Genomic DNA, 19,703 nt, shown 5'->3' with positions numbered 1-19,703 from the left:
ATTCATTTTGAAACTTAGTCTCTCGCTCCAACAAGACTTTCAAGCTCCCGAGCTTGTGCTGAAACGTGCTTATATCAAGAAAGTGATTGAAACAGCACTTCGTTATATCGATGTCAATCAAGACTGCGAAATCGGGATTGCCTGTGTCGATAATGATGAAAGTCATAAATTGAATCTGGAATATCGCCAAAAAGACAAACCGACCAATGTATTGTCTTTCCCAAGTGATATTCCAGAAGAAGTTTTACCTATGCTTGATGCATGGCCGATGGGTGATTTGGTGATTTGTATTCCTGTGGTTTTGCAAGAAGCGATTGATCAAAGCAAAACCCCGATTGAGCATTTCACCCATATGCTGGTTCATGGTGTATTGCACTTAATGGGCTATGACCATGAAACTTCCGAAGCCGACGCTGAAGAAATGGAAGCTTTGGAAATTAAAATTTTGGCGAAGTTGGGATTTGAAAACCCTTATACCGAGCAAGACTGAAATTCATGCAATAAAAAAGCGGGCTTAGGCTCGCTTTTTTTATTTCCTTAAAATGTTTTCTCCCTTTGGGATGAGGAATATATTCCACAAGAGGATGAGGGTGAATCTCATAAATTTTTCATCCTTCTTACCCCAATACCCTTCTAAAAACATAGAAAAATTTTCTTTTTTATTCATACCTTTTTAAACCATATTCACTGTTCTTTGCTTGCAAAAGAAACATCCTATCCCTTATAAAAGAACAGACTCAATAAAATAAAAACTATTCAAAATGAAATACATTGTTATTTTTAAAGCAAAAATAAATATCCTTGATGATGAATACTCCAAAACAGCCCAAATATTACGTGAAAAAGCACTGACACAATTCAATTGCCAAAAATTTGAAGCGATCACTGAAAATGACTTTGAGATTGCAATGTCATATTGGAATACTTTAGAAGATATTCAAACCTGGCATAAAGATGCAGAACATCAAGCTGCTCAGCGTTTAGGCAAACAGAAATGGTATAAAAACTTTAGTGTTGAAATTTGTGAAATTCATAGAAGTTATATGGATATTAATAGTTAGTTCTTTCTCGAGAGATAAAAGGATTTTCTATATAGCTTTCCTCGCTGAGAAGGAGAAATATTGTTCCACAAAAGCGAATTTTATTCTCTTTCCCTCTTGCGTAGCCGTGCTACTCATCTCCCATAGGGAAAGGGTGTATTCTTTGTGAAATTAAAACCATTACTCTCTTCCCTATAGGATGAGGGCAAATCCAATAAAATTGAATGAGGGGGCTAGTTGACGAAACTCGAATTTATTTATATTGAATCATAATTTTCCTCTCTTTAAAAAAGGGAGGTGAGAAGGAATTTAACGCACCTCAAACTCTGCTTCAGCCGGGTCAAAACGCCAGGTACGTACAATACGAAGCTCAGAAATATCTTTCATGCTTTGGTCAAAGCCGCCAAATGGAGCAGCTTTACGCACTGAAGTTTTCGCGGCTTCATCCAATAAGGCATGACCCGAACTTTCAATCAGGCGAATGGCGCGAATCCCGCCATTTTTATTCAGAATCACCATTAAACGGACTTCCCCAGCCAAGTGTTGAACTTTTGCAGCATCGGGATAATAACGGTTGCCGTAAAATTCAACTTTTTGACGGAATTTTTCCAAATAGGCTGCTGAAATATCCTGCTTGGCTTGGATGCCATCTACCGTTTTAATTTTCTGCTGACGGCTAAAGTTTTGCTGACGTTGTAAATATTGTGCTTCTAGACTTGCCACCATCGCGGCTTTGGCTTGGAACTGGCTATTCAGCGCTTCCATGGCTTTTTTACGCTGATTCTGTTCGGCTTCCTTTTTCCAGCTTAAGGTCGTCATTAAGACTTTTTCTTCAAAGCTCAGTTCACGCTTTTGCTGTAACCGCTCTAAACTTTCTTGCTGTTGCTCTCCTGCACTCTGCTCAAGCATCGGTGCGGGCATGTCACTTGACATGCGATGTGCTTCACGAAAGGTTCCTGAACCTTGCTGATCTGCCTGTGCAAGGAAATCGGTATTTTCAACTTTGTCTTTGCTCGGGCGTAAAGTCACCGCAATTTCTTTCACTGCAGCATCACTTTCCGCCGGCATTGCAAATTGCAGGGTCAAAATCATTAAATGTAGAACGGCAGCTAAAATAACTGCACTTGTGAAAATAGGATCTTTCCACCATGCATGCATAAAAGGTGCAAAACTGATTTTCTTAAGCATCACATTAAACCGACAAAATGCCTGGTCCCCAAACTGCATAAAACAGTATAAAATAAACACAGTCTTCACTTTTGAATAAAAAACGAGAATTCAATCAACAAGCGAACTGTAGACAATTAAAATCATGAAAATGGTGCAATTAATTTTGCTAAACTGCAAGATTGAATAGTTGTATTTTTAATACTTTTCGACAAAATCGATCATCTCTCGAAGCCTAAGAAGATTCACTTGCTAGGATGCCCCATATGCAAACGCTAATATCCAATATCTCGAAACGTATACGTCAAGTGTACCAAAAAGCCGAGGGATTTATTGAAGATGAGCGTGAATTTCCATTATCTCAAGTTTTTCTGAATGCAACCTTTCAGCGTTTTGTTACTGACAATGTCTCCATGTTGAAAGATTTGCATGCCGACCTGCATGATGACTGGCTACGATTATATGCCACGCTGGATGTGAAGGGTCTGTACATTACCCTGTCAGTCGACTTGAAACTGGTACAGATGGAACTGAATAAAGACATCCAGCTGATTGTGTTTGAACAGATTAGCGATACCCAAGTCATTGAAGCAAAATTCAAGAATATCTTCCAAAAACTTGCGGTAAAATTTGCTTTATTTTTCTACCAAAAAGTTTTAAATCAAGATCCTTTGGGCATGATTCTGGAAAAGCTCAATGTTATTAAGGTCAAAGATGATTTATTGCATTTAGACCTCAACCGCTGGCTGGGTAAAAAGCGTTCCATCATCGACACTTTAGCTAAAGTCCATGTTAATCATGCAGTTTTACGTGAAGCTGAATTGGTGGTGATCGGCAATGTGAACTTGACCGCGCTGTTTAGAAAAATGGCAGAAGAACCGGTGGATGACTGGGATATAGCAGATATTTCTGAAACACAAGTCAGCCCGCTTAAGCAAAAATAAGTTGAATTGTTTTTCATGATTAATATCTGTATTTTTAGCTAAAAAAACTACACAAAGATACAGATTGGATAAAATTTCGAATTTTATCTTCATAATCAAAGCGCATAATAGCAACCAAGCAAAAAATAATGCACTTTATTCAAACTTCATAGGAACACTTTACTTATGGCTCACAATGTATTGAAAACAATCGCGTTAGCATCGGGTGTAAGCACTACACTGTTGTTTGCTGGTTTCTCAAGCCAAGCATTTGCCATGAGTCCATTCCAGGCAAGTTATCAATTTAGCTATAACGGCAAGAATATGGGCTCGGCAACACGTACTTTAAGCAAGTCGGGGAATAACTGGACCTATGTTTTTGCTGCCAAAGCCGGCGCTATGGCATCTGCCACCGAAACCAGCCGTTTCAGTTTAAATGGCAGCCAAATCATGTCGAACAGCTTTAGCCGTAACAGCAAAATTTTGGTGCACAACAACACCATGAGCATCAACTTTAATCCGGGTGCCAAAACCATTCATACCAAGAAAGATGACAAAGCACGTTCTTTTGCCTGGAAATCGGGTGTTCTGGATGAGCTCAATGCTGAACTGCAACTTCGTGAAGACTTAAAAGCTTCGGGCTTAAAATCAAGTTATGCCATTGCCGATGCCAAAGAAGTTGAATCACGTCGCTTTGTCAAACAGGGTTCAGAGAAAGTTAAAACCTCTTATGGCACCTTTGACACCATTAAAGTGGTGATGAAACATGACAAACCAAACCGTGACACGATTTTCTGGTTAGCGCCTAAACTCGACTATGCTCCGGTGAAAGTTTCTCACCAAGACGGCAAAACATCGTACGGTTTGCTGTTAACAGGCTATAAAGGTTCAACGAATTAATCGATTTGATCAATTTCGCTTGCATTTTTTGAGAGCCTTTTTAAAATACGCTTTTGCTTGAAAAAGCATCTGCCCTTAGAGGAATTCTCCCGTGCACGCACTAGAACAGAAAATCTTAAGTGAAGGTATCGTTCTATCTGATCAAGTTCTGAAAGTTGATGCTTTCTTGAATCATCAAATTGACCCTGTATTGATGCAGCAAATTGGTAAAGAATTTGCTGCCCGTTTTAAAGATGCAGGGATCACCAAGATTATCACCATCGAAGCTTCTGGTATTGCTCCAGCAGTAATGGCAGGTTTAGAACTTGGCGTGCCTGTAATCTTTGCACGTAAATATCAATCTTTAACTTTAAAAGATGATTTATATCGCTCTAAAGTTTTCTCTTTCACTAAACAGATTGAAAGTACCATTGCCATTTCAAACAAGCACATTAGCTCTAGCGATAAAGCCCTAGTAATTGATGACTTCTTGGCAAATGGTCAAGCTGCTTTAGGTCTTGCTGATTTAATTCATCAGGCAAACGCTGAAGTTGTGGGTATTGGTATTGTGATTGAAAAATCTTTCCAGCCCGGCCGCCAATTGTTACTTGATAAAGGTTACCGTGTTGAATCTTTAGCACGAGTAAAATCTTTGGAAAATGGCACTGTTGAATTTGTTCGTGACTGAGTGTCAAATTGATTTTTAAGAAGAGCGCTTAGGCGCTCTTTTTTTATTTAATTATCGCTTATCCCTTTGTTCACCGCTTTCTATCATGTACCAACAGATAACTCTATAGCGTATAAATTTAAGCAAAAACTATTTTTTGAGGTGTTAAAGTTAAATCATCTTTGAGTGATGAAGTGCATTCTTGCGGACGTATTGATAAGTCAAATCTAAAATTGCTGTACTCTTTTTTGTACCATCATCCACATAAAATTTACTTAATAGCGTAGTTTCATATCTGGGATACATCGAACAGTTTAAACCACATTATAAATTTAGTTGATTCGTCTGTTTAGTCATACTCAGCCAATAGTTTTATGCTATTTTATTTTAAAATAAAGGGGTCTAACTATCTGCCAATAGTTAGACCTGAGTTCACCTCGAACACAACTTTATTTAACAGTCACAGTGATGCTACCGCTATTCACAGCACCGATAGCGGTAGTTGTGATGCTGTTGTTAATAGTAGCTTCTGTTCCTTCTGCAATAGCACTGACAGATGCATCAATAGCACCAGCATTATAGGCAATATTCGCTACACTATAATTGCTTAAAGTTTCATTGATTTCCTCACTGAAACTGGTATCAAGTGCTGTACTCAGAGTATCTGAGATATCTGCACTCTCCTCGTACTCTGATACATCTTCTCCACTGGTCACATTATCAGTCAGACTAGTAAGTTCAGTATATTCAGAATCAAGCGTGTCATTTAAGGTGTCCAATGTTACCGTACTCAAGCTACCTTGCTCTATACTAATGCTGCCTGTGTTTGCAGCACCAATAGCTGTAGTTTCAATGGTACCTTCAAGTGAGCTGATTGCCTCAGTTGCGTCTGTTGTTACATCTGCAAGTGCTTCTAAATCGACGCTTGCATCAACATCAGCGGTATTGACTGCAAGATTCAGGGCAGAACCATTTGCAACCTGTTGAGAGATCGAATCCAGGGTAGCTTGTAAACCGGTGTCTACCTCCACATCCGTTTCTTGAGCATATGCCACACCTGTCCCAGACAAGAAGGCGACAGATAAAGCGATTGTTTTGATAGTATTTTTCATAGTTCTTCTTCCTACTCTTGTTTTGAAGTACCTCTCGCTAAGTACTTCTTCTGATCATGGGAGCGAGCCCACTTTCAAATATTTTTAATCACGTTGAGTACTTGACCAGTAATTTTCCACAACCTCTGGATTGACATCCCACAACATTGAACTCTCTTCATCTTCTTTTTCTTTACTGTCTTTTTCTTGAGTATCTTTTTCTTGATTCATCTTTTTTGAAGAAGATGGACGCTGTTTCTTGCTGATATATTTAATCAGCTCCTGTTTGCTCATTTCCGGCTCTGCTTCAGGATTTTGAATCACCTCAGATTCTTTATTCTTAGGTGGCTTGGTATCTTTACTGGGAGAGTTGGTCGACTTATTTTTCTGGTTGGATGAATCTGTTTCATTGGAAACTGATGCCTGAACAGCACGACCTGAATCTGTGCCATTCTGCTTCTGGCTTTTTTTGTATTTATACAGGGCAACAGAACTCCGGGTTAAATTTAAACGGCCAAATTCAGGTGGTATTTCCGTACGGCAACTTTCAAATACTGCGGGTGGAACGACCTGGCTGAGCAATTCAAAGGTGGCCAGATTCAACATTTGGCGCAAGGCAAAATTGGTCGCCTCCCGCTCTCCTTTACCAATCTGAATGTTTAACAGCGTACGGCCGGCAAATCTGCCGGCACTAAGTCCATAATCCTGTGCAGCAATCTGCTTCTGTAGTGATACGTTGCCAACAACTTTACTGCTGCGTGTATCGGTGAGAGATAAATCTAGGCCGACCATAATTCGGGTTTGACTGTAATTCGGGCCGACACCGGCAATCTGCATGTCAAAACCGCCACCCGGAATAAAATCCAGACTATTAATGCTGCCTGTCACATAATAATCAGATGCTTGGATCTGTCTGGGGTCACGGATCCCCCACTTGGCTTCGCTTTCGATAATACGCGGATCACGCCGGTTCATTAGGCTAACCCCTGCCTGAAACAGGGCAGACTGCACCATGTCTCCCGCACCTTGGGTTACCATTTTCCCGCTACCGCCATTGGTGACTACGTCTTTGCCCGTTTGATCCAGAATCGCACCAACAGAAAAACTGACATCACTACGCAATTGCCCTTTTAAGCAGGACAAAGCCATATCAAAAGGAGTAAAAATATCGGTAATCGGTGGTCCCTGCACCAAATTGACCGGCTTCTTGTTTGAAGGTGCTAAGCCTGTACATCCCGTCAGAAAATAGCTAAACAGGACGCCCATACTCACACAAGACAGGCTTCTTCTGGTTAAGGAGAAATTCAGCATAGCGACTCTCCAGACTGAGTGCTGAGATTAGGACATCGCGGAGTATTTTGATTGGTATTGGAATTTACAGGTGCTTCATTCAGTAATTCACTGGAAATGTCTACACCATTATTTGAACCGTCAATATTGATATTATTGGTCGGGGTATTCACCGTACCGATAGAACTGGTCGAGGTGCTATAATAAGTGGTTTTATTTTTTCCCAACCCGGAATAGTAATCAGACTCCCTGAGTTCGATCAGATTTGCTTGGACTAAATTTTCATTAGAACGGTTACTTGATGCTTTCCAGCGCTGACTCCACTCATCAGATGTCGCATAAGCCTGGCTCAGAAAACATAAACAAAATAAACCAACATGAATCGCTGATATTTTCATAATCTTCAATATCCTTTGATCTAGGATGTTTATTGTTTAACTTATCTAATAAATATTAAATCACATAAAAAAAATAAAATGCGAAACATATCACTATTTTCTAATTTTTCATTTACGGTAAGAAAAACATGTCATTGTTTTAAAGATTAATTTTTTATTTATTTTTTATTTTTTAATTGTAAGAAATCATTATATAAAAAAATTTAAATTTTAAAATTCACATTAATTATTTAATTAAATTAATATATTTTTTATATCAAAAATAATGAAAATTTGGGTAAAGAAAAATTAGACTTATCTGAGCGCTACAGTTTTATAAAGCTGTTAACTCTGACTTTATTCAAACTGTTTTTTAAATACGACTCACGTCCCACTTTATTAAAAATACAATTAACCAATCATAATCGAGATTAATTCTCAAGAAATTTCACCCCAAATGTAGTTTTTTGGAGCCTTACAACGATTTCTAATCAACATATCAACTCTAGGGATATAGCTTTAGTGCTTGATGGCTTGATTGGCAAAGGGTTAAGCAGCCACTTTAGTGGTTACTGATTTAATGCATCGTATAAAAGCTAAAGTCGCAGGTATGCGGATTAGAACTGAAAATCTTTCCAGTCAGATCGCCGCTTGTGACTTGATCAAGATTAGGAGATGTAATCTTTAGCGCAAGCAACCTCTTTAAAAAAAACTGTACGGTTGCCTTTTTGTTCATGACTGAATTTGAACAAGAACCCTTAGATATTTTTTTATTTAAATATTTGATAATTTTTTTATTTTTATTTAAACATCTTAGTTATTTTAAATAATTTATTAGAGATATTTTAATCACCAATAAATCAAGAGGATTAAAAAGTTAATTTGAATTTTTAACTCATTAACTACCACAAAGTTTCTTCTAGTAAAATTAAGTAGCACAATGTTAATAGAGTTAAACCAGAATAAAATTTTAATTATTAGATTACATACTTCTATAAATAAGCTTTAATATTATTTTTACATTAATAAAAGTAGAAACACATAATTCATTCCTTTTTAAATTTACTCCTTCTATCTTGATCAGGTGGTTTATTCAACACGCTTAGCTAAATAAAAATAGGAAGATATCACTATGGCTACTCAAGATAATGAAAATGATACTTCAAATCGTGGATTTGCAAGTATGGATCCAGATAAGCAACGTGAAATAGCGAGTAGAGGGGGACATGCCGCGCATGAAAGTGGTCATGCCCATGAGTTTTCATCAGAAGAAGCACGTGCAGCGGGTCAAGCTGCTCATAGAAGTGGAAACGCACATGAATTTACTTCAGAAGAAGCGCGTAGAGCTGGTGCACGTAGCCATATAAATGATAATTCAGGTGGTCGCAGCCGTTATGATGACGATGATGACCGCGGCCGTTCAAGTAGTCGGGGCCGTAGCAGTCGTGATGACGACGATGATCGTGGCCGTTCAGGTGGTCGAGGCCGTGGCCGTGATGATGACGATGACCGGGGCCACAGTCGCAGCCGTTATGATGACAATGATGACCGCGGCCGTTCAAGTAGTCGGGGCCGTAGCAGTCGTGATGATGATGACGATGATCGTGGCCGTTCAGGTGGTCGAGGCCGGGGCCGTGATGATGACGATGACCGGGGCCGTTCAGGTGGTCGAGGCCGTAGCCGTGATGACGATGATGACCGTGGCCGTAGTCGCAGCCGTTATGATGATGACGATGATCATGGCCGTTCAGGCGGTCGAGGCCGTAGCCGTGATGATGACGATCGTGGCCGTAGTCGCAGCCGTTATGATGACGATGATGACCGTGGCCGCAGTCGCAGCCGTTATGATGACGATGATGACCGGGGCCGTTCAGGTGGCCGAGGCCGTAGCCGTGATGACGACGATGATCGTGGCCGCAGTCGCAGCCGTTATGATGACGATGATGACCGGGGCCGTTCAGGTGGCCGAGGCCGTAGCCGTGATGACGACGACGATCGTGGCCGCAGTCGCAGCCGTTATGATGACGATGATGACCGGGGCCGTTCAGGTGGTCGAGGCCGTAGCCGTGATGACGACGATGATCGTGGCCGTAGTCGCAGCCGTTATGATGACGATGATGACCGTGGCCGTTCAGGTGGTCGAGGCCGGAGCCGTGATGACGACGACGATCGTGGCCGTTCAGGTGGTCGAGGTAATAACAATGACAGAAAAAGAGATGAATATGGCCGCTTTGTTTCAGGATAAGTATTCTTTAGCTTATTAATAACCCCTTACTTTTATTTGAATTAAAATTTCCTTCACCGATTATTTTGATTTGAATGAGAGTAAGGATTTATTTTTAAGTTATTTATATTTAAAAGCACCTTAACCAAGCAAGATAAATATTATTCTTATAAATAAATTTTATTGATAAATACATCAGGTCATTTTATTTATTTTAAGAATATTAATATAAGCGCACTTTAAAACCTGCACTTTTTATTGACTTTTTTATTTTAAAAATATATTAACCATATTAATGGTGGAATTTTATTTTTTATTCCCTTACTCAAACATTGAAATGGTTTGTTTACAACTCAGATAAACTTCTATGACTTTCATTCAGATAGAATCAAGTTGGTACGAAATGTTCCTGACATGGTGTGTTAGAACATACATACTATTATTGTAAATTATAACGACCCATTATCTTTTTAAAGTCATAATCGACTTTTTTCAAGATAACTAAAAGATAAATAGTTGATGGAAAAATCTATGCAATGTCCTAAATGCGGATCTTCGGAAGTTGAAAAACGAGATCACGAGAAAAACATCAAGACAATAAGCGGAATTCTTCTTACTTCCGCGGGTGCAACAGCAGGAACAGTGGGAGGGGCCGCAACTGGCGCATCAACTGGGGCGGCCATTGGTGCAGTTGCCGGACCATTAGGCGTGATTTTCGGTGGAACTGTAGGAACTTTTGTGGGAGCCATTGCCGTTGGCGTCACGGGCGGTATTTTGGGTAATATCTTTGGCAAAAAAGCGGGTGTAATTATCGATAAAAATGTATTCTTGGATTACAAATGTCTAAAGTGCAATCATCGATTTAAAGAAAAAGTATAACCCTTCAACTGTTAAATTTTTGCTGTAATTAAAAGACCACTCTAAAATGAATGGTCTTTTTTTGTATGTATAGAGATTCACAAATCTGCTCTGGATGAGTGAACTGTTTTCACTTACATCGCTTAAAAATTATGAATTCGTCTGTAATTTTTTAACCACATCACCCAGGCGTTTGCCCTGCTCTTCACACAAAACTTTTTCATCTTGGCTTAAGCCCAAATCATGCCGTGGACCACTAACATGGCTTGCACCATACGGCGTACCACCCGATTTGGTATTGGATAATGCTGGATTGGCATTCGGTAAACCCATAATCATCATGCCATGATGGAACAAGGGCGGCAGCATGGTCAGCAAGGTACTTTCCTGCCCGCCATGCATGGAACCCGATGAAGTAAAGACACAGGCCGGTTTGTGGTGCAAAGCACCATTTAACCAAAGACTGGTGGTCTGATCCCAAAAATACTTCATCTCAGATGCCATATTGCCAAAACGGGTTGGAGAACCTAAAGCCAAGCCTGCACAATTCGCCAAATCATCCAGAGTACAATAAATATCCCCTTCGGCAGGAATACTCGGTTCTGCTTGCTTAACCACTGTTGATAAATTTGGAACAGTGCGAATTTTTACCGCCATACCCGTAGATTCAATCCCGTTGGCAATTAGATAGGCCATTTCTTTGGTTGAACCATATTTGCTGTAATATAAAACAAGGACATAAGGCTGCATAATTTTTATTAACAAAGCTAAAAAAGAAAACTATACGGTATTTTTCCCATTTTTTGGTTAAGCTTGGTGATGAAAATTCATAAAGATGATTAAAAAAAATTGAGACTTTATAGCTATGTTAGAAAAGTATTTAAAAAAGCTGCCTTTTTATAATGAGACTTGGTTTCAATTTGTTTTATTTGTCATAAGACGTTTTGAAGCCGATCGTTGCCGGGAACAGGCAGGCTCATTGACCTATACCACGCTCTTTGCAGTGGTTCCCATGCTGACCGTTTTCCTGGTCATCATTTCTTCCATTAAAGCGCTTGAGCCGGCAAGGCAACAATTACAGCAACTGATTTATAGTAATTTCTTACCCCGCACCACGATTGCTTTTGATAAAGCCCTGAATGCCTTTACCGATAAATCCAGCAACCTGACCATCATCGGGATTATATTTTTATTCATCACCACAGTAATGATGCTGACCAGTATCGAAACTGTATTTAACCGGATTTGGCGAGTCCGGGAAACGCGTGGTGGCATTATTGGATTCATGCGTTATTGGACCATTATTTCCCTCGGTCCAATTGTATTGGGTAGTGCCTTTGTTATTTCATCCGCTGTGGCCTCTTTAAATGTGCTAAGCAATAATTTCGCTGGCTATGAATTGGATGGCGAATTTATTTTTTGGTGTATTTCCTTTGCCCTGACCATTCTGGGTTTTTTCATTTTAAATTGGACCATTCCCAACCGTAGTGTTCCTATCAAGGCGGCGTTGATCGCTGGTACATTTAGTGCGGTGGTCTTTGAATTATTAAAGAATCTGTTTGGCGTCATCATGTCCAATTTCACCAGTTATGAAATTGTCTATGGTGCTTTTGCCGCCGTGCCAATTTTCCTGTTATGGATTTTCTTGTCCTGGAACATTGTCTTATTAGGGGTTGAAATCAGTTATGCGCTGACGGCTTTTTATTCAGGCAAAGACCACAAGCGTCATCCTGTGATTATGCTGCTGGATTTATTGGAACTGTTTTATAGAAAACAGCAGAAAGGCGAAACTGTCTCTGATGAAGAAGCTTTGGGCGTGTTGGGACGTGAAGAAATTGGGCGCTGGCCTTCTTATGTACTGATGCTCGAAAAACAGAACTTGGTTAAACGTACCGACAATGACGAGTTCGTTCTCGCACGTAATTTGGCTCAAGTCGATTTCTGGAGTTTCTATACCCAGTTACCCTACCCACTTCCACGGCGTCAGGATATGGGCAATGTTCACCCTGACGATGAATGGATGCAAAAACTGGGGCCTGCATTGATTGACGCAGATGACTATCTTTCAGCGAAATTGGCGATTCCCTTATCCAAAATTCTGGAAGAGAAATAAAACTTTATTTCTTTTATTCCGCCAATTCTTGAAAAAGTACACCAAGATAAACATATCGTTCCTTCCTCCCCACAAGAGGAAGGAACATGAATCAGACTTAAATTTCCGCAGTACTTTTCCAGCAAATCATCGCCCCAAAAGTGACCAAGCATGTTCCAATCCAAAAGCTGAGACTGGGGGTGGCATCCAAAATCAGCATGGACATAAAGGAAGATAAAACAGGCATAAAATAGGTAGCGAGAATCAGCAGCTTGATATTGCCAAACTGCAAACTCTGATTCCAGTTGCTGTAGGCAATCCCTACCAGACCACCTGTCACGGCAATCAATAACCACATATTCAGCTGCGGAAAAATAAAGGCCTCATCCATCATAAAATGAATGCACCATAAGCCGACCGCCGTCACCACGAAAAATAACGGCACCGCATTTTGCCCTTGAGCATATTTCTTGGTCAGTACGCTGTAACACGGCCAAAGCAAAGCTCCTAAAAATGCAAAAAAATAGGCACTCGGATTTTGTTGCAGTATGTGCAGAAATTGACGCAGATTCAAAATGTCCGGATTCACCACCAGCAATAATCCCAAGACGGAAACAATAAATCCTAAGACAATCGGCCAACGGTAATTCAGCTGCCTGGCCAGTATTGAAAATACGATGGTTAAGGGCGGCCACAAATAATTGATCATCGCAATAATTAGTACCTGATCATGATTTTGTGACAAGGCTATTGAAACCAGAAATAGAATTTCATATGCCACAAATAAAGCGCCACAACCCCACACATAAGCTTTGGACATGTGCTGAAAACGTGGCAGCCCATTCAACACCAAAATACTCATCGCACTAAAACTATAAATCAGGGCAATGGCTGAAATAGGCGTTAAGGATTCAGTAATCAGTTTAACCACGGCAACCAGACTTGCCCAAATCAAGATGGAGGATAAACCGATACATGTAGCTGAATTGACGGAATTAAACATGCTGTAATTTTCTTTTAATCCAGTCCTGCATACTGACCACTGCTACTCCAAGCATCACAAGCATTGTTCCAACAATAAAATTGAGTTCAATGGTTTCATTTAAAAATAAAATTCCAAACAGCATGCCAAACAACGGCGTTAAAAATGAAAATACCCCTAAGTGACTGGCTAAATAATTGCGTAACAACCAGAACCAGAGCATTAAGCTCATAAATGACATGATCAGGGTATGAAAAACCAGACTGCCAATTGCAATATAAGTCCAATGAATTTGCGCTTGCCCGAGTATAAAAGCCAAAGGAAATAAAAAGATAAACCCACCCACTAACTGGTAAAACAGGGTTTGGGTGGGATGGGCTTCATTCAATTTACTTAAGCGCAATGAAATGGTGGTCATTGCCCACATGAGGCCAGCCAATAATGCCAGAAAGTCACCCCACAAAACTTGACTCAAACCTTGATCAAGCTGCTTTTCTCGCCCCATAAAAGTCATCACAATTCCAGCAAAAGCAATTATTATTCCAGACCATTGAAGTCGCGACAATCTTTCAGAAGGCAATTTCCAGTGCAGGCCCAATGCCACAAAAATAGGCGCCGTATACAGTAAAACCACGGTATGTGAAGCTGAAGTAAACTCTAGCGCCTGTGCAATGAATACAAATTCAGCCGAAAATAAAAAAGCCAGCCAAATCCCCGGCACTAAATAAGCTTTTGAATAAAGATGAGTATTGGGTTGCAGCTGCAGCAGAGGAAGTACCAATAATGCTGACAGTCCGCAACGAATTGCAATTTGCATAATCGGAGCAATATCAGCCGCAGCCAGTTTAAGTACGACCTGTTGCAATCCCCAAACAATGCACAAAATCACCATCAAACCCGATGCACGTGCATCTAATCCTTTCCTCTCGCCCACAATCCTGACTCGTCTGAAAAACTCGGCTCACTATAGACCTGTCGTATTTAAAATATATACTTCAAAACAGACAAAAGATCTTCTTATTCAGGCATTCCAAGCGCGTATGAAAAAAAGGCCACTGCATGAACAGTCCTTAGCAACACTCATCAGCAATGACGAGATTACGGCGCCATTATGGATTCAGTTTCGCCATGCGCCAGCACAATCCATTTATCCTGCACACGGGCATGCTTGGGGTGAATTTATTTATGCCTTTAATGGGGTCATGGAAATTAATATTGATCAGATTGATTATATTACTCCTCCCCCTTATGGCATCTGGTTGCCGCCACACTTAAAACATAGTGGTTTGAATCGCACTGATGTTTCACACGGTACGCTTTATATTCATGAAAGTTTATGTGAGCAATTGCCCAAACAGGCCGGGATTCTCCTGAACTCTCCTTTGGTCTGTGCCTTAATGCAGCATCTCAAGCAATACCCACAAGATAAGGACCACCCTGAGCACTTGCGTTTGCTGCATGTTTTGCTGGATCAGTTGCATCATGCCCCGCTGGTCGGCAGTTATCTACCGCATTCCGAGCATCCAGCCTTAAAGCAAATTCTGGATTATTTACATCAGCACCCTTCGGATCACAGTACTTTGCAACAACTCGCGCAAGGCATGAACATGACCGAGCGAACTTTAGCGCGTTATAGCCAAAAAGAATTAGGAATGTCGTTAAACGAATGGCGACAACGCTTAAAAGTGATGAAAGCCATGTCCATGTTAGAACAAGGAAAAACGGTTGAAAGTATTGCCCTGGATTTAGGTTATGCCAATGCCTCAGCATTTATTAATATGTTTAAGCGCTGGATGCACTCTACCCCGGATCAATTCCGCAAACTTTACAACTCGGTATCTGAATAAATAAAAAACCTAAACCATTGAAAATATTATTTTATTTAACACATCAGAAGCTATCACAAGAACTAGGTGCCAAGAGTGAAAAAAGACCGCCTAAGCAGTCTTTTTCTTGATTCGAGGCTTAAGCCTGAACAAAGGTTTTCCAGACAAAGTCCTGGCTTTGACCTTGTAATGTCATGGTCAGTTGATCCCCTGCTTTTAATGCAGCTACCCCTGCAGGTGTACCGGTCATCACCACATCACCCGGTTCTAAAGTAAACACTTGGCTGATGTCAGCAAGTAAAGTCGCAATATCAAAAATCAGTAAAGCGGTATCGCCTTTTTGACGCAGCTCATCATTAATATGCAAAGTGTAATGCACATCTTTCCAGTCTTTAACTTCTGAAAGCTCGACCCAGTCTGCCAACACACACGAACCATCATAGGCTTTGGCACGTTCCCAAGGCTGACCTTTCTTTTTCAAGTCATCTTGTAAATCTCGCAGGGTCAAGTCCAGACCTAAAGTCACCGCGCCCACCGCTTTTAAAGCCTTGGCTGGGTCAGTTTCTGCCTTTAAAGTATGGTCTATACGCAAGCTGAGTTCACATTCATAGTGGCAATTGCCCCACGCCGGATTCCATGAAATGCCTTGTTCCAAACTCGCCAGACTGCTTGGCGGCTTAATGAATAAAACTGGACGATCAGGAATGGCATTTCCCAATTCTTTGGCATGGTCTGCATAGCTACGACCGACACAGACAATTTTAGATGGACGTGTACTCATGATCTTCCCTTTTTATTTCACTTTACGGTATTTCACTTTTACTGTATTCAAGGCTTACTTTCTGAATGTATTTTCAAATACGGTTTGATCCGCAGACTGCTCAAAAGCGCGTTTCGGTACAATAATGACGGTACGATTTTTCAATTCAATCATATAAGTCAGCTTGCCTACAGCAAAGTTTTGCACTTCGTTATAGTTAAAAATCTGCTTACGGCCATTGGCATAAATTTCTGCATAATCTTGAAATAATTCGATGCCCTGTTCACTTTTGCCAAACTGGTATTTCACAAATTGACGTTTAAACATCATCGGTAAAAACCAGTAACGCATAACCAATTGCAAGATTAAAAAGAAAGCTCCAAGCGCAACATAATAGCGGCCTACGCCATTAAAGCCGAGGTAAAAACCCCAGACAATAATCCCGATACTCACCAGTGGGGTAATAAAGCGGGTTAATTGTTTTTTACCAAAAGTCGCAAGGGCAAAACCATCTTGTGATTCTTCCAGGTTTAAGGAATAACGTAGCGCTAGCGCCGGCTTGGTCTCTGACATGATTGATCATCAAATTATTACAACAATTGCGCTAGATATTACACCAGATTCGCGCTTTTCCTTATTGTTTTTGCCGGCCTAAATTACATAAGTTCGCTTCACAATTGCTGAAAAATTGATTAAAACTTCAATACACCCTCATAAAAAGCATAAACAGGATGTGATATGCAAAACAATAACCACAGATACAGCCTCTTGATTCTGTGCTGCCTGATTGGCACGCAAGTTTCGGCGAAAATCATTCCATGGAAAGAACAGATTCCCAGCAGCTTAAGTGTATTTCAAGGCAAAGCTCAACCATTGGCAGATTTGACCGCAAACCGTATTTTAATTTATGCCCATCCTGTGCAATCCATTACTTTACCAACCTTTAAAAATCCGCAAAGTATGACAGGCAAGTTTTATACCGGTGCCGTAGTTGTACCGAGCAACAGCCAAAATGTGGCGCGGCTTTTAAGTAACTATAGCGGCTACAATGGACTATTTCCTGTGTTGAAATCTGCAAAGGTCTTGGAGCAACAAGGCGCGATTACCCAGATGAAATATCAGGTCCATATTCCCACGCCTATTCCCATCTTAAACTTTAAAGAAAATGTGGTGATGCAGCATCATTTAACGGCCAATAGCATTTCCACCATTGTGCTGGATGCACCCATTCCTTACGGCGCGGGCAAAATTGAGTGGTTTGATTTAGGCAGCAATAAAACCTTAATTACCCTTACCCAATGGGGCGATTTGAACCACCCCAAAGGCTTTTTATTTAGTACCATTTTAAATGCCATTCCAGAGGCCAAACTCGGCATTCCTTCTGGTACCAACGCTTTTTTATTAGAAGCCTTGCAACAACACTTTAAAACAGCGACCTATCAAACCTTAAAAGCCGGAGCGTTACCTGAAACCCACTTAAGCTTAAGCCAGGTTCAAAAAATTGCAGCGCTGAGCCAACAATCCCAAGAACCGGTTTCTTTTATTTTGCCATCCAATAAAGTACCGTATCGGCATGGTTTGGAAAGCTTGCGTTTTAGTAGTAGCTATCAGTATTTTGCCAAAAGCCCGCAACAGTTACAGCATTGGCTCAGTGCTCCTGCTTATCAGGAACTTTTTCCACGCCAGATTAAAGGCATCGAAATTAAAAAAATTGATCCCAATACTTTCGATGCCGACTATAAAGTTTCAGTTGGATTGGGCGTGATCAATATTCCATTTGATTTTAAGCTGCGTTTTGACTATCCCAACAGTCTGGAAAATCAGTTTGATGCTGTCGGTGGTGACTTGCAATTTGTGAAAGGCGGAATGCAGCTGATTCCTCAAGGCACCGGCACGCTCTTAAATGTCACCAGTGCCATGAAAATTCACGACAAAGCGCCATTTCTGCTGCGGGCAATGCGCAGCATGCCTTATCACGACATGTTGCCGGCCTTGGGTGGCAATACCGTATTGGCATTAAAGATTAAGCAGAAGATGAAATAATGTTTTAATATTTTTAATTATTTCAATTCTATAAAGTTCAGGCACAAAAAAACCGCAATTAAGCGGTTTCTTCCATTTTTACATCTGTCGATGTGATCAAGTTGGTGCGCTCAGAGAGATTCGAACTCCCGACCCCTTAGTTCGTAGCCAAGTGCTCTATCCAGCTGAGCTATGAGCGCGACGTCTTGATGTGGTGCATTATACGCGTTTTTAACTGTCTGTTAAGTGCTTTTTAACAAATCCACAATCAAGTGGACAGTTATTGGGCGATATTTGATTTTTCATCTATTTTTTAAGCGAAAAGGTTAATTTAATCCTGCGGTACTGCGTCTACATACTTTAATGCTCATACTGACAGAAAGAATTGAATCATTTATATTCGCCCACCCTACCGGCTTCCATTTCTCCTACCCGCTGGTAATGAGTGAATACCACACCACTTGATGTAACCAAGTGATCCATCAATTCAAAAGCAATGGCCGTTGAACCCTCCGCGAATAAACGCTTACCTGCACCCAGAATAATAGGAAAAGTCATCAGGCAAAGTTCGTCAACCAGATCATGCTGAAAAAATATTTATGCCAAATGGGCGCTGCCATGAACCTTGATCTCACCCCCTTCTGACGGCTTGAGCTTCCTCACCTCATCCACATGGTTCAAAAAGACGGAGTTTTGCCAGTCCGAGTGATTCAAGCTCATGGACAGAACATACTTGGGGACATCATTAATCCCCGTCCACATCTCAACATGCTTTGGCCAGTAACTTCCCAAATCTGAAATGTGTTTTTTCCCAGAAGAATATCGCTGGACTGCATCCATTTTTGCATGATGGTAGCGAGCACCTTATCTGCACCAGCCAAATAAGGGATAACCCAACCACTATTTAAAGTCACCTGATCGATCTTTCTTGGGTGCGCCCGGTGCTTGAATAACCCCATCCAAAGCCATAAATGCCTGAACAATGATTCTTCTTATCTTGTTTTTCTCATCTTATTCTTCTCATCTTACTTTTCTCGGATCTGCCCTTCATTTTGTTTGTTTTATAGCCCAGTATTTATTCTTATTCCTCAGCTTATTTAAATTTTATAAAGTCCAGGCACAAAAAAACCGCAACATGTGCGGTTTCTTCCATTTTTACATCTGTCGATGTGTTCAAGTTGGTGCGCTCAGAGAGATTCGAACTCCCGACCCCTTAGTTCGTAGCCAAGTGCTCTATCCAGCTGAGCTATGAGCGCGTACTTGAGTTGCTTTTCAGCATTCGTTACATTTACGTTTAACTTGATTGGTGCGCTCAGAGAGATTCGAACTCCCGACCCCTTAGTTCGTAGCCAAGTGCTCTATCCAGCTGAGCTATGAGCGCATTTCAAGTTATTCGTGGCGGTGAGAGAGGGATTCGAACCCTCGGTGGGCTTTAAGACCCACGCTCCCTTAGCAGGGGAGTACCTTCAGCCACTCGGCCACCTCACCGTAACGAGCCGCCATAA

General features: G+C 40.8%; 19 protein-coding genes, 4 tRNA genes and 1 pseudogene. 10 read left to right on the top strand and 14 right to left on the bottom strand.

Annotated features, from left to right (window positions below; all coding sequences use genetic code 11):
* The first annotated feature begins 7 nt into the window (after positions 1–7).
* Positions 8–490 carry an rRNA maturation RNase YbeY gene (ybeY, locus tag ACU0NF_RS02315; RefSeq protein ID WP_131386477.1) on the top strand — a complete coding sequence of 161 codons (483 nt, stop codon included), beginning with the start codon at positions 8–10 and terminating at the stop codon, positions 488–490.
* Positions 491–761: 271 nt separating this feature from the next.
* Positions 762–1,061, top strand: coding sequence for an antibiotic biosynthesis monooxygenase family protein (locus ACU0NF_RS02310; protein WP_445659996.1), 300 nt, complete (start codon positions 762–764; stop codon positions 1,059–1,061).
* 288 nt (positions 1,062–1,349) lie between these two features.
* Here ACU0NF_RS02310 and ACU0NF_RS02305 read toward each other — a convergent pair whose 3' ends face one another.
* A complete protein-coding gene (locus ACU0NF_RS02305) occupies positions 1,350–2,228 on the bottom strand; it encodes a TonB family protein (RefSeq protein ID WP_445659995.1) in 879 nt (292 codons plus the stop codon).
* Between the two features lie 245 nt (positions 2,229–2,473).
* Between ACU0NF_RS02305 and ACU0NF_RS02300 the strand changes: the two genes are divergently transcribed.
* The 3 genes from ACU0NF_RS02300 to ACU0NF_RS02290 all read left to right on the top strand — a co-directional run bounded on the left by ACU0NF_RS02300 (position 2,474) and on the right by ACU0NF_RS02290 (position 4,697).
* The gene (locus ACU0NF_RS02300) at positions 2,474–3,151 is read left to right on the top strand and encodes a hypothetical protein (protein WP_131269563.1); all 678 of its coding nucleotides are present in this window, start codon (positions 2,474–2,476) and stop codon (positions 3,149–3,151) included.
* Positions 3,152–3,316: 165 nt separating this feature from the next.
* Positions 3,317–4,030 carry a DUF3108 domain-containing protein gene (locus tag ACU0NF_RS02295; RefSeq protein ID WP_445659994.1) on the top strand — a complete coding sequence of 238 codons (714 nt, stop codon included), beginning with the start codon at positions 3,317–3,319 and terminating at the stop codon, positions 4,028–4,030.
* Positions 4,031–4,121: 91 nt separating this feature from the next.
* A complete protein-coding gene (locus ACU0NF_RS02290; protein ID WP_131269565.1) occupies positions 4,122–4,697 on the top strand; it encodes a xanthine phosphoribosyltransferase in 576 nt (191 codons plus the stop codon).
* A gap of 428 nt (positions 4,698–5,125) precedes the next feature.
* Here the strand turns inward: ACU0NF_RS02290 and ACU0NF_RS02285 are convergent, their stop codons facing one another.
* The 3 genes from ACU0NF_RS02285 to ACU0NF_RS02275 form a co-directional block, all read right to left on the bottom strand.
* Entirely contained in the window at positions 5,126–5,788 is a 663-nt protein-coding gene (locus ACU0NF_RS02285; protein ID WP_445659993.1) for a hypothetical protein, read from the bottom strand.
* 84 nt (positions 5,789–5,872) lie between these two features.
* Positions 5,873–7,078 carry a CsgG/HfaB family protein gene (locus ACU0NF_RS02280; protein ID WP_445659992.1) on the bottom strand — a complete coding sequence of 402 codons (1,206 nt, stop codon included), beginning with the start codon at positions 7,076–7,078 and terminating at the stop codon, positions 5,873–5,875.
* On the bottom strand, positions 7,072–7,455 hold the full coding sequence (locus tag ACU0NF_RS02275) for a hypothetical protein (protein WP_131386486.1): 384 nt from the start codon (positions 7,453–7,455) through the stop codon (positions 7,072–7,074). Before ACU0NF_RS02275 ends, ACU0NF_RS02280 begins: the two co-directional genes overlap by 7 nt.
* A gap of 1,111 nt (positions 7,456–8,566) precedes the next feature.
* Between ACU0NF_RS02275 and ACU0NF_RS02270 the strand changes: the two genes are divergently transcribed.
* Both ACU0NF_RS02270 and ACU0NF_RS02265 read left to right on the top strand, forming a co-directional pair.
* Positions 8,567–9,679 carry a KGG domain-containing protein gene (locus ACU0NF_RS02270; RefSeq protein WP_445659991.1) on the top strand — a complete coding sequence of 371 codons (1,113 nt, stop codon included), beginning with the start codon at positions 8,567–8,569 and terminating at the stop codon, positions 9,677–9,679.
* A 498-nt stretch (positions 9,680–10,177) separates the two neighbouring features.
* A complete protein-coding gene (locus ACU0NF_RS02265; protein ID WP_171538067.1) occupies positions 10,178–10,537 on the top strand; it encodes a hypothetical protein in 360 nt (119 codons plus the stop codon).
* A 129-nt stretch (positions 10,538–10,666) separates the two neighbouring features.
* On the opposite strand, the gene wrbA is transcribed toward ACU0NF_RS02265, so the two are convergent.
* Positions 10,667–11,275: an NAD(P)H:quinone oxidoreductase gene (gene wrbA, locus ACU0NF_RS02260; RefSeq protein WP_445660009.1), complete on the bottom strand. Its 609-nt coding sequence runs from the start codon at positions 11,273–11,275 to the stop codon at positions 10,667–10,669.
* A 106-nt stretch (positions 11,276–11,381) separates the two neighbouring features.
* On the opposite strand from wrbA, the gene ACU0NF_RS02255 reads away from it, so the two are divergent.
* Complete coding sequence (locus tag ACU0NF_RS02255) at positions 11,382–12,629, top strand: YhjD/YihY/BrkB family envelope integrity protein (RefSeq protein ID WP_131269151.1); 1,248 nt, start codon at positions 11,382–11,384, stop codon at positions 12,627–12,629.
* Positions 12,630–12,726: 97 nt separating this feature from the next.
* Here the strand turns inward: ACU0NF_RS02255 and yddG are convergent, their stop codons facing one another.
* Together yddG and ACU0NF_RS02245 are read right to left on the bottom strand one after the other, a co-directional pair.
* A complete protein-coding gene (gene yddG, locus ACU0NF_RS02250) occupies positions 12,727–13,611 on the bottom strand; it encodes an aromatic amino acid DMT transporter YddG (protein ID WP_445659990.1) in 885 nt (294 codons plus the stop codon).
* Positions 13,604–14,524 (bottom strand): DMT family transporter, encoded by a 921-nt coding sequence (locus ACU0NF_RS02245; RefSeq protein ID WP_445659989.1) that lies wholly within the window; start codon positions 14,522–14,524, stop codon positions 13,604–13,606. The genes yddG and ACU0NF_RS02245 overlap by 8 nt, the downstream gene beginning before the upstream one ends.
* A 106-nt stretch (positions 14,525–14,630) precedes the next feature.
* Between ACU0NF_RS02245 and ACU0NF_RS02240 the strand changes: the two genes are divergently transcribed.
* Positions 14,631–15,437: an AraC family transcriptional regulator gene (locus tag ACU0NF_RS02240; RefSeq protein ID WP_445659988.1), complete on the top strand. Its 807-nt coding sequence runs from the start codon at positions 14,631–14,633 to the stop codon at positions 15,435–15,437.
* A gap of 118 nt (positions 15,438–15,555) precedes the next feature.
* Here ACU0NF_RS02240 and ACU0NF_RS02235 read toward each other — a convergent pair whose 3' ends face one another.
* Together ACU0NF_RS02235 and ACU0NF_RS02230 are read right to left on the bottom strand one after the other, a co-directional pair.
* The gene (locus ACU0NF_RS02235; protein ID WP_445659987.1) at positions 15,556–16,197 is read right to left on the bottom strand and encodes a fumarylacetoacetate hydrolase family protein; all 642 of its coding nucleotides are present in this window, start codon (positions 16,195–16,197) and stop codon (positions 15,556–15,558) included.
* Between the two features lie 54 nt (positions 16,198–16,251).
* A complete protein-coding gene (locus ACU0NF_RS02230) occupies positions 16,252–16,749 on the bottom strand; it encodes a YcxB family protein (protein WP_445659986.1) in 498 nt (165 codons plus the stop codon).
* Between the two features lie 165 nt (positions 16,750–16,914).
* On the opposite strand from ACU0NF_RS02230, the gene ACU0NF_RS02225 reads away from it, so the two are divergent.
* Positions 16,915–18,219 carry an SRPBCC family protein gene (locus ACU0NF_RS02225; RefSeq protein WP_445659985.1) on the top strand — a complete coding sequence of 435 codons (1,305 nt, stop codon included), beginning with the start codon at positions 16,915–16,917 and terminating at the stop codon, positions 18,217–18,219.
* Between the two features lie 102 nt (positions 18,220–18,321).
* Here the strand turns inward: ACU0NF_RS02225 and ACU0NF_RS02220 are convergent.
* The 5 genes and pseudogenes from ACU0NF_RS02220 to ACU0NF_RS02200 form a co-directional block, all read right to left on the bottom strand.
* Positions 18,322–18,398 (bottom strand) — tRNA-Arg (locus tag ACU0NF_RS02220).
* 190 nt (positions 18,399–18,588) lie between these two features.
* A pseudogene (locus ACU0NF_RS02215) lies at positions 18,589–19,194 on the bottom strand (dihydrofolate reductase family protein).
* A gap of 183 nt (positions 19,195–19,377) precedes the next feature.
* A tRNA-Arg gene (locus ACU0NF_RS02210) sits at positions 19,378–19,454 on the bottom strand.
* A gap of 48 nt (positions 19,455–19,502) precedes the next feature.
* A tRNA-Arg gene (locus ACU0NF_RS02205) sits at positions 19,503–19,579 on the bottom strand.
* A gap of 15 nt (positions 19,580–19,594) precedes the next feature.
* Positions 19,595–19,686: transfer RNA gene (locus ACU0NF_RS02200), tRNA-Ser, on the bottom strand.
* Positions 19,687–19,703: the final 17 nt, after the last annotated feature.

Source organism: Acinetobacter sp. F16, assembly GCF_052712855.1.
The sequence above is the reverse complement of the archived record's forward strand: the minus strand, read 5'-3'. Positions and strand labels throughout refer to the sequence as shown.